8 protein-coding genes and 2 pseudogenes are annotated in these 9,878 nt (G+C 36.3%); 5 read left to right on the top strand and 5 right to left on the bottom strand.

Annotated elements, in window-relative coordinates; translation table 11 throughout:
* Positions 1–162: 162 nt before the first annotated feature.
* Positions 163–1,569 (bottom strand): cell wall metabolism sensor histidine kinase WalK, encoded by a 1,407-nt coding sequence (locus tag AAEY55_RS17645; RefSeq protein ID WP_024599465.1) that lies wholly within the window; start codon positions 1,567–1,569, stop codon positions 163–165.
* Positions 1,569–2,243, bottom strand: coding sequence for a response regulator transcription factor (locus tag AAEY55_RS17640; RefSeq protein WP_024599464.1), 675 nt, complete (start codon positions 2,241–2,243; stop codon positions 1,569–1,571). The genes AAEY55_RS17645 and AAEY55_RS17640 overlap by 1 nt, the downstream gene beginning before the upstream one ends.
* Before the next feature lie 172 nt (positions 2,244–2,415).
* On the opposite strand from AAEY55_RS17640, the gene AAEY55_RS17635 reads away from it, so the two are divergent.
* Genes AAEY55_RS17635 through AAEY55_RS17625 form a run of 3 tightly spaced genes read left to right on the top strand, consistent with a single transcriptional unit; the run spans position 2,416 to position 6,401 of the window.
* Complete coding sequence (locus tag AAEY55_RS17635) at positions 2,416–4,371, top strand: LTA synthase family protein (RefSeq protein WP_024599463.1); 1,956 nt, start codon at positions 2,416–2,418, stop codon at positions 4,369–4,371.
* A gap of 2 nt (positions 4,372–4,373) precedes the next feature.
* Positions 4,374–6,002 carry a phosphoethanolamine transferase gene (locus AAEY55_RS17630; RefSeq protein WP_024599462.1) on the top strand — a complete coding sequence of 543 codons (1,629 nt, stop codon included), beginning with the start codon at positions 4,374–4,376 and terminating at the stop codon, positions 6,000–6,002.
* Between the two features lie 12 nt (positions 6,003–6,014).
* Complete coding sequence (locus AAEY55_RS17625; RefSeq protein ID WP_024599461.1) at positions 6,015–6,401, top strand: diacylglycerol kinase; 387 nt, start codon at positions 6,015–6,017, stop codon at positions 6,399–6,401.
* A 110-nt stretch (positions 6,402–6,511) separates the two neighbouring features.
* Here the strand turns inward: AAEY55_RS17625 and AAEY55_RS17620 are convergent.
* Both AAEY55_RS17620 and AAEY55_RS17615 read right to left on the bottom strand, forming a co-directional pair.
* Positions 6,512–6,940 (bottom strand): annotated as a pseudogene (locus tag AAEY55_RS17620) (transposase); the annotation flags it as partial.
* A 149-nt stretch (positions 6,941–7,089) separates the two neighbouring features.
* Positions 7,090–8,060 (bottom strand): annotated as a pseudogene (locus AAEY55_RS17615) (IS3 family transposase); the annotation flags it as partial.
* Between the two features lie 126 nt (positions 8,061–8,186).
* On the opposite strand from AAEY55_RS17615, the gene AAEY55_RS17610 reads away from it, so the two are divergent.
* Positions 8,187–8,558 carry a hypothetical protein gene (locus AAEY55_RS17610; RefSeq protein WP_024599458.1) on the top strand — a complete coding sequence of 124 codons (372 nt, stop codon included), beginning with the start codon at positions 8,187–8,189 and terminating at the stop codon, positions 8,556–8,558.
* Positions 8,559–8,678: 120 nt separating this feature from the next.
* Positions 8,679–9,353 (top strand): hypothetical protein, encoded by a 675-nt coding sequence (locus tag AAEY55_RS17605; protein ID WP_013463096.1) that lies wholly within the window; start codon positions 8,679–8,681, stop codon positions 9,351–9,353.
* A gap of 91 nt (positions 9,354–9,444) precedes the next feature.
* Here AAEY55_RS17605 and AAEY55_RS17600 read toward each other — a convergent pair whose 3' ends face one another.
* The gene (locus AAEY55_RS17600; RefSeq protein WP_350552500.1) at positions 9,445–9,777 is read right to left on the bottom strand and encodes a DUF6419 family natural product biosynthesis protein; all 333 of its coding nucleotides are present in this window, start codon (positions 9,775–9,777) and stop codon (positions 9,445–9,447) included.
* Positions 9,778–9,878: the final 101 nt, after the last annotated feature.

Below are 9,878 nucleotides of genomic sequence, written 5' to 3'. Positions count from 1 at the left end.
CATGTTCATCGCCTAATCCTTAAACTCTTTTTAGAGTAAATAATGATAGGCAGTTACACAAAATTAGTTACATCCTCATAGCTACCAGTACAATTAAGTATTTAGGAGCCTCATCACATAATTGCATTCCCCAGCCTTTATTTCTATGTAGGGCTAAATAAACTAATCAGTGTTTAAGGCTAAAGAGAATGTGATTTTTCTGTCACTAACTTCTGCACTTAATTGCGCATCAATTGCTTTACTAAGCGTTTTAGCGATTGATAACCCCAATCCAAAGTTATCATTCGATGTTCTTGAAGTGTCTTTTTGCCATAAAGGGTCAAATAATTGGTCTATATCATTATCACTCAAAGGTTCAATAAGGGAGTTAGTAACTGACAAAAATAAAAGTTTTTCTTTTGAAATCATTGTCGAAACTAAAATTTTTGAATTTAGTGGGCTGTATTGTTTAGCGTTGTTAACTAAATTGCTAATAATTGATTCGAGGGCAAACAAGTTGCTTATAATTGCTGGTGCATTCTCATTCAACTCCAAATTTACACGCGATAAATTAGTGTTTTCTAAGACTCTGGTAATGACTTGATTTAAATCACAAGCATCTTGTTTGATTAGCTTACCATTACTGTATTTATGTAATAGCAATAAGTTCGACACGATATTTTTAAGCCGTAAACTTATTTTCAACGCTTCAGGCTTAAAATCCTCATTGAGCTCAATCTCATTTGGAAACCTGATAGCAACTTCTGCCATATTTATAAGTTCGGCAATGGGCGTTTTTATTTCATGGGCAATATCGGATGTAAGTCGCTTTTCCCTTAGGTAAAGTTGTCTATTCTCTTTAATAAAAGCATTTAAGCTTTCAACAATAGGCAAGAGCTCTTTAACTGGATCTTGTATAAATATCTGTGAGCCTTCACTGGTAATACTTAACTGACTGATATCTTGGTTGAGTTTAATTAATGGCGCAAGTGATGTATCTATCGCCTTCCTGACAAATAATCGAATAAATACAATAACTGTAATTATGGTGACTATAAAAATAACGTCAATCAACCAAAGTACAAAATCAACTTCCTCAGAAGACGCTGCATAAGCTAAAGTCAGTGGCTCATCATTTGTTTTTTTATATGTGTCTACTGATATATTGTCTTTTTCTTGTGGTATAAAACGACTATAAAACACCCGACCATCTCGGCCATCAGATAATTGTATAGGGAGTATTTTTGACTCGCCAATTTCTAAGCTTTCATATGGTAGGTTTTTAACTTCAAATAAATCTAAACTTTTTGAGCGGGTAAAAACACTTTCTTTGCTCCATAATTGAAAGTACTCAGGCTCTATTTCCCCTTCGAACTCGGGCAAAAACTCACTAGAAAAGTGAAACGAAAAACCTTCATTAGTTTTATGTACTAAGGTCATTAACATACCTGCTTTGGATTGCAGGCTGCGATCAAACTCATTATCTATCCAACTATCAACAGCAATGTCGGTTGCCAACAAAATGCATAAAACAAAGCTAGTTATAGTTACCGAAAGTGTAACAACTAATCTACTGCGAATAGATTTCATTATTGTCCTTGTACAATATAACCAAAACCACGTTTGGTCTGAATTGGCAGCTCCCCTCCTGCAACTCTTACTTTTTTGCGAGCAGATGATAAATGGGCTTCAATCGAGTTCTTTGATATCAAATCATATTGCCCTGCAAGGTAGGTACTTAGCTTTTCTGCACTAAACACTTTATTTTGATTGCTAAATAAACATTCGACAATTTTGTACTCGTTGGGTGTTAAGTCGATAACATTGTCAGCAACTTTTAGCAGTTTTAACTGTAAATTCAGTGCTAAATTATCAATAGTTATGATATCACTCATCATCTTCAATCCTCCACGGCGCATTAAATTTAGCAGTCGAGCGTGGAGCTCATCAAATGAAAAGGGTTTAGTCAGATAATCATCCGCTCCTGTTAAAAGCCCTAAAACACGGTCTTCAGGTTCTTGCATAGCTGACAAAATTAAGACTTTAGAATCAAGCTGTTTGGTTCTTATGGTTTGCAATAAAGTAATACCATCGATACTCGGTAACATAATATCAAGTATTATAAGCTCATACTCACCTGTCATCGCCATACTCAGCCCTTGTGCACCATCACCGGTGTCATCAACCGCAAAGCCTAGATTTGCTAAGCCAATTCGTAAACTACGCCTTAGTGACGCTGAATCTTCAATTATTAATAACTTCATGTGTTACTCATTCACCTGAAATGCATCTTCATCATTAGGTTACGCCATATAGCTTAAGTTTTACTTAAGACTTGCTTAAGTTTCCATAGTTTAGCCAATATTAAGTTTAGACTCAGGATTTCTTAAGTTTCGGTTTTTAGTATTGCTGCAATTATTAAGATCGAGCACAACTATGACAGCAAATACTTCCGTTTTAAAACCCTTGTTGCGTTTTACTATTATATTGATATCAATCTTTATAACTTCCCGCATTGCTTTATTGTTTTGGCAACATTCAAGATTAAATGATGGTGATATTTGGCCGATCATATCAGGAGCAATCAGAATAGACTTAAGTAGCATTGGATACTTAGCAACTATTGGGGTTTTTATACTGATACTACATGTAGTTGCACGCCCTAAAACAGAGCTTTTCCAGCGTATTTTTACACTTTACGGTAGCTGCGTTGTAACTGTAGTTGTTATTGTTGAAGCATCAACACCTGCATTCATCAATCAATATGATGTAAGGCCTAACCGATTATATATTGAATACCTTGATTACCCACAAGAAGTCTTCTCAATGTTAGTGCATGGCCATCTTTTTGCAATGTTAAGTACATTGCTTTTGGCCTCGTTAACAAGCGTTTATAGCTATCGCCTTTTATGCAGAGCATTCACACAACCACCGTCACTGAAAAAAGCATCCAATTTACCCATTCTAATGGCTGCTTTAATAATCTGCTTATTTGCTGCTAGAGGTACATTAAATCACCGACCGCTTAACCCTGCATTAGTCTATTTTTCTCAAGATTCACTAGTAAACTCACTTGTTCTTAACTCCACTTACAGTGTTGCGTTTGCGCTGAAAAACATGGGTAACGAAAAAAGTGCCAGTAATTTGTATGGCACAATGCTTCGTCAACAAATTATAGATACGGTCAAAAAGGCTTCTTATCGAAAACAGTTTGTCGTTGGAAATATTCCAACCTTGGCGCACAACAAGCCTTTTGTGTCTGGTGTTAAAAAAAACTTAGTTATAATACTTGAGGAAAGTTTAGGTGCCCGATTTGTTGGAGAACTTGGTGGGTTAGATATTACGCCCGAACTTGATAAGCTATATCAACAAGGGTGGGGGTTTGACAACCTTTATGCTACGGGCACGCGCTCCGTAAGAGGTATTGAAGCAATTACTACAGGTTTTACACCATCACCATCTCGCTCAGTAGTTAAACTATCTAAATCGCAGCATAACTTTTTTTCACTAGCGGATGTATTCAGTCAAGAAGGTTACAAAACACAGTTTATCTACGGCGGTGAAAGCCATTTTGACAATATGAAAAGCTTTTTTCTAGGAAACGGGTTTAACGATATTGTTGACATCAACCATATTGATAATCCCCAATTTATCTCCTCTTGGGGGGTAAGTGATGAGGACTTATTCAATCAAGCAGATAAAGAACTGACTAAATTAAGTAATTCGACAGAGCCATTTTTTAGTCTTGTATTTACTTCTAGTAATCACGATCCGTTTGATATACCACAAGGCAAAGTATCGCTACCCAAAGGACATAACCCTGAAAACTATAAGCGTGATCTTGCAATTAAGTATGCCGATTACGCACTAGGTAAATTTATAAATAAAGCAAAAACACGGTCGTACTGGGAAAACACCGTATTTTTGGTTGTAGCAGACCATGATGTGCGTGTTTTTGGCTCTGAACCTGTCCCTTTGAAGTCTTTTCATATACCAGCTGTTATTTTAAACAGCGATATGAAAAGTAAACGCGATCCAAGACTCGTTAGTCAAATTGATCTACCTGTTACTTTGATGTCACTTTTAGGAATTGACCAAGCAACCCCTATGCTGGGCTTTGATCTGACTAAAAGTTATCCAGTTGAACGCGCAATGATGCAGTACTACGACAATTTTGCATACCTAGAAAATGATCGCGCTGTCATCCTAATGCCAAATCAACAAACCAGCTATTGGCGCTATAACAAACAAACCAAAATACAAGAAAAAAATGAACAGCTAAACGTTGATCAAACGTTGGCTGAAAAAGCACTAGCTCATGTGTTATTTAGCAACTTAGCTTACACCGAGCAGCTTTATCGTTTAGCTGATAAAAGTAGTGATAAGGAATAACTATGAAAATTGCTTTTAAAAGATTTTGTATTTCGTCTTGGCAAGTAAGTTACAGCCAATTTGTTTGCTTAGTTTCAATGTATATCGTTATCGCATTTAATGGCTTGTTTTTATACAATACTTTTATGGCTGCAACACAGTCAGGGCATATAAATTGGCTTTTTATCGCGTCGGTCCCTTTATTGCTTTTCTCATTGACTGTTTTAGTTTTAAGTTGGTTGTCCTTAATTACTTTTGTTAAAGCTATACTTCTATTTAGTGTTTTAGTTTGCTCATTGTTGTTTTATTCAACACTTAATTATGGCGTTATTTTTGACAAGAGCATGTTACAAAATATTGTTGAAACAAATTCAGGTGAAGCATTTTCATACTTGAACTTTCAGCTTGTGTTATTTATTTTTTTATTGGGGATTGTACCTACTTACTTATTTTCCAAGTTCACAATTATTGGGAGTTTTAGAGTTCGTTTAAAAAGTTTTACGAAGCTAAATCTATCAGCTTTGCTCTGTTGTGCCTTAATCGCTGTACCCTTTTATAAAGAGTACGCTTCTGTTGGCCGCAACAACCGACAGCTAACAAGTTATATCACCCCGTTTGCATTCTATACAGCAAGTTATAAATACCTGAGGGATAATTACTTTTATCCACCATTACCTTTCAAGGTACTCGATAACTTGCCCACTTTAAAAAATAAAACGAGCACCTCGCTAACTGTAATGGTTGTCGGGGAAACAGCTCGGGCGGCTAACTTTTCACTACAAGGCTATAGTAGAGCAACGAATACTTATACTCCCAAGTTAGGCGTAAAGTATTTTAGTGATGTTTCATCGTGTGGAACGGCAACGGCTATTTCAGTCCCCTGTATGTTTTCACGACTGAACCGCAAAGAATATGATTCTCGGCTTGCTAGTAGTCAAGAAAATGCTCTAGACATTATTCAGCGTAGTGGTGTTGAAGTAACATGGATTGATAATAACAGCAGCTGTAAAGGAGTGTGTGCTCGCATCAAATCAGACAACATTGAGCCGAATAAAGAACATCCGTTATGTGATGGTCATTACTGTTTTGATGAAATATTAGTTACGAAACTAGCAGACAAGATAGCGACTAGTAACGCTAAACATAAATTGGTTGTTCTACATATGATAGGTTCACATGGACCAACTTATTATCGTCGTTATCCTGAACACGAAAGTTTGTTTAAACCTGATTGCTCTCGAAGCGATATTCAGAACTGTAGTACAACTGAACTAACAAACACATATGATAATACTATCGCATACACAGATAAGGTGTTAAGCCAGTTGATAAAAGTATTACAAGCAAGTAACGAAACAAAGAAGTCACTCCTATATGTGTCAGATCACGGTGAGTCACTTGGTGAGAAAGGTTTATACCTTCACGGGTTTCCATATGCATTAGCACCAAGCGAGCAAACCCATATTCCAATGATTTTTTGGAGTAATAAACTCGCTAACTCTAAATTTAATCATTGTATTGAGTTACAACGCTCAAAAGTATTTTCACACGACAATATTTTTGACACTTTACTTGGCTTAACTCAAGTAAGCAGCAGTCAATACCAACCTGAATACGATATTTTTAACGCCTGTAAGGCCCTAAGTCTATAAAGAGAGTTTCCAATGCAATTTGATAGTGCAAATAAGCCGTCAGGTATTAATCGAGTAGTTTTAGCTTTTAAAAATTCACAGCGTGCATTTAAATGGCTTGCTAAAAATGAAGCTGCTTTTAAACAAGAGCTTTTTTTACTCGCTTTATCGCTAATTATTATTTCGATTTGGCAGATAGGTATTTACGAAAAGGTCATGCTACTAATCTCTGTTTTATTTGTGATATTCGCAGAGGTTGTTAATACAGCAATAGAAGCAACAATAGACAGAGTTGGCTTAGAGATTCATCCATTGTCAGGTCTCGCTAAAGATTTAGGCTCCGCAGCAGTATTAATTGCGCTATTGATAAGTTCATTCGTCTGGATTTCTGTATTTATAAGCTATATTGGTTATTTTTAAAATTTATCCAATCTCAATGATCGCTTATCGCTCATTTGCGACCGTCGCCTAAACTCGTTTTGGGGCAGAAACGGGTTACGCTTGAATGTCCGCTTCACGCCCTGAGGCACTCAACAAGCTTTTTCTACCACTAAAAGAGGAGAACCTTTCTCTTTTAGTGCTTTTAAATATTTTGATTCATCATAAGCTTTTCCTGTTTTCCAGCACCTAAATAAGATCCTTACCCATTTATAGGCCAACGCTCTTACTGCCGATTGGTGTGAATTACCTTTCGCTTTTTGCTGTGCGTAATAAATGCCCGCCCAATAAGATTGCCCTACGCTTTTGGAAGCCCACTCTATAAAGCTCTGACGGACAAATTTAGAACATTGCCAGCGCCAATGTACCCAGCTTTTTTGACCACTACGCTCTGTAACTGGCGATAAGCCTGCATAGTTTTGTATTTCTTGTGCGCTACTAAAACGAGATTTATCTTCCCCTAAAGTAGCTAAAAGCCTAGGAGCAAGGCAAGGGCCTGTGCCGGGAAGTGAAGTAAATATTGAGGCGTCATCCATACTGGTAAAAATTGAGTTTATTTGTGAGTCATACTCTCGAATATTGTTAATTAATACCAACATCTGTTTAGCCAATGCGATGACAAACGTTTGATAAGGTATAATTAAAGATTCGTCGGGTAATCCCCCCATTTTTAATGGAGGCTGGCAGTAGAATTTCCGTTGTTTAATTTTTCCAGCTTTTGTATTGGTGTTATACCACCTAACCCCATGTTAGGGCGTTCATTATTATAAGTCCATAGCCAATCAGTCGCTATGTCTTGTAACTCACTAATATCACTATAAATATAATGACTCAGCCAGTCGTAACGAACCGTTCGGTTGAAGCGCTCTATATAGGCATTTTGCTGCGGGTTACCGGGTTGAATAAACCGTAATTCGATATCATTATTTAACGCCCATTGCGCTAGTTGCTTGCTAATATATTCAGGGCCATTATCACATCTGATAGCTTTGGGTTTACCACGCCACTCTATAATTTGATTTAACGAGCGGATCACACGTTCAGCAGGCAGTGATAAATCAGCGTCAATAGTCAGCCCTTCACGATTAAAGTCATCAATGACATTAAACAATCGACACGCTCTGCCATCCGCTAATTGGTCATGCATAAAATCCATTGACCAACATTCATTGATGGTTTCTGGTACTGCCAATGGCTCAGGCTTATCTCTATTTAAGCGTTTCCTTGGCTTGATCCGCAAATTTAACTCAAGATCACGGTAAATGCGGTAAACTTGCTTGTGATTCCACTTGTGCTTTTTTACATTACGCAAATATAAAAAACATAATCCAAAACCCCAGCTTCGCTTTGACTCAGTCAAATCGAGTAACAGCTCTGCTATTTTTAGATTTTCATTTCTTAATATCGGTGTATAGCGATAACACGTTTCACTTATCATAAAAGTACGGCAAGCTAAGGCAATACTCATTTTATTTGTGCTAACGACTTCATGTGCCAATACTTTACGCTCAGAAGCCGTTACCACTTTTTTGCCATAGCCTCTTGAATGACCTCAGATTTGAGCCGCTCTTCAGCATACATTTTCTTTAAACGGCGGTTTTCATCTTCAAGCTCTTTCATGCGCGTCATTAAAGACGCATCCTGTAGTGGTACAGTGATTTTGGCCACCCATTAAGAAAGAATTCTTTCAATGCAATCAGTGCTGATACTTCGGTTACAGAGTCATCTTCGATTCAAGTACAAGAGCAACATGATCAAGTTGCATCATTGAATTCTATTCTTGATTTTGAAGAAGCAGCTAAAAATGAGCAAACAACCAGTGAATATGAACGTTGTAGCCCTACAATTTACACTAGATACACTAGTCTTAAATTGGAGCAGACTCGAACTATTGCAAGCTTTACTTATGATGGTGGTAATTGCCGTAGATACGGTTTTGCAATTTTAAGAAACTATGACGGACATGATTTCAAAGTGACTTTGGTTGATAGCAATGGAGATAGAGTTGCTGGCGGATATAGCGTAGCAGTTTCCACTTCTATCTTTAATGCAGGCACTTATTATTGGGAAGTTGAAAATAAAACAACAACTGGATCTACTTATGGTGGAATTACTTATGAAGTAAGATCTGGTGGCTAGTTAAACTTTCTATTAACGACTCAGCCCTATGAGTCGTTAATAGAAAACAATCTAAAATAAAAGCTTAAGTTTTATAAAATTATGTCGATAAAAGAAAACGACATATGAAAAAGGATTTTTATGAAAATCAGCACCAATCTACTACCTACTCTATTTGAAAGTAAAATATCTATTTTTACAAACAGTGATGATGAAAAAATAAAAAGCTTTTCTACTAAAACAAGCGAAAGTGGCTTAAAAATTAATATAAACACAACTCACCTTGATCCTAAAGTTAAAGAAAAAAAAGACAATAATGCTTTTGATTCATCATTAATTGAGGGAAGTGCATATGAAAAAGTATTTAAAAAAGAAGAGCTCAACTTTTCTAATATGAGTATAAAAGAACTTCATAGTATTGTTAAAAATGTGAATGAAATGGAACGAGAATACACACAAAAATACGATAGTGATGAACCAGTTAGATTAGGTAAGTCAGGAAACCCCATAATATCCAAAAAAAGAGAAGATATGAATAGTTTAGAGTCTAAACTTAGGATCCTTTCTTATGGTGGAGGGGATGTAGATCCTGATAAAAAAATTAATGTTATGGAGTATTTTTCTAATAGTTCAGAGAAATTAGATGGACTTGCTAAAGAATATCCTGAACGTCAGACTTATCAAGTAAGAGCCTCTTACATGAAAGAAATAATTAATACGTTTGATAAATTTATATCAGACGATACTTTTGATTTATATCAAGAAAAGGCTGCTTTATTGTTAACCGACAAAAAGAAAGTCGATGTTTTTATTTGAAAAAAGCCTAGAACATAGCAAAACAGCTAACGCCCTATTAACGGGCAAATAATTGTTGGCTAAAATGTTGAGGAACGAAAACAGCCAACTGTTATTTGTCCCTGTTTAATAGCTTGTTATGTGTCTGTTTACTAAGCACTTTTCTTAAACCCATTAAAACACCACCAAACGAAACAATAAACAGTATTGGTAAATAAATAAGTGCATCTCCGGTGGATATATCGGAGCCAGGACTACCAATAACTGCAAGAGTATTAATTAATAACAAAACTAAACTAGATTGAAGAAAACCTTTATACCCAATAAAACCTGCAAACAATAACATAAGAAATGAAATACCTACCGCAGGAGTGAAAGGAGCTACGGCTAAGAACATACAAATTAAAGAAATAATAGTCGCAAATCCAATTGCCAATTTAGTCATTGATTGCTCCTAAGACTCATAACGTCTGAGCCTGTAACGGATTCTGTGTAACTGCCCGTTTTTAGATTTTAAATATGCTTGCTGAGTCGTTCCTCAAATTC

Source organism: Pseudoalteromonas sp. 120-MNA-CIBAN-0494, assembly GCF_040308885.1.
GTDB classification, from domain to species: Bacteria; Pseudomonadota; Gammaproteobacteria; order Enterobacterales; family Alteromonadaceae; genus Pseudoalteromonas; species Pseudoalteromonas nigrifaciens.
This window is presented reverse-complemented; position numbering and strand designations above follow the sequence as displayed.

Bases quoted from the DNA above. Each gene is read 5' to 3' on its own strand.
- AAEY55_RS17645 (WP_024599465.1), bottom strand. From the start codon at position 1,569: ATGAAATCTATTCGCAGTAGATTAGTTGTTACACTTTCGGTAACTATA.
- AAEY55_RS17640 (WP_024599464.1), bottom strand. From the start codon at position 2,243: ATGAAGTTATTAATAATTGAAGATTCAGCGTCACTAAGGCGTAGTTTA.
- AAEY55_RS17635 (WP_024599463.1), top strand. From the start codon at position 2,416: ATGACAGCAAATACTTCCGTTTTAAAACCCTTGTTGCGTTTTACTATT.
- AAEY55_RS17630 (WP_024599462.1), top strand. From the start codon at position 4,374: ATGAAAATTGCTTTTAAAAGATTTTGTATTTCGTCTTGGCAAGTAAGT.
- AAEY55_RS17625 (WP_024599461.1), top strand. From the start codon at position 6,015: ATGCAATTTGATAGTGCAAATAAGCCGTCAGGTATTAATCGAGTAGTT.
- AAEY55_RS17605 (WP_013463096.1), top strand. From the start codon at position 8,679: ATGAAAATCAGCACCAATCTACTACCTACTCTATTTGAAAGTAAAATA.
- AAEY55_RS17600 (WP_350552500.1), bottom strand. From the start codon at position 9,777: ATGACTAAATTGGCAATTGGATTTGCGACTATTATTTCTTTAATTTGT.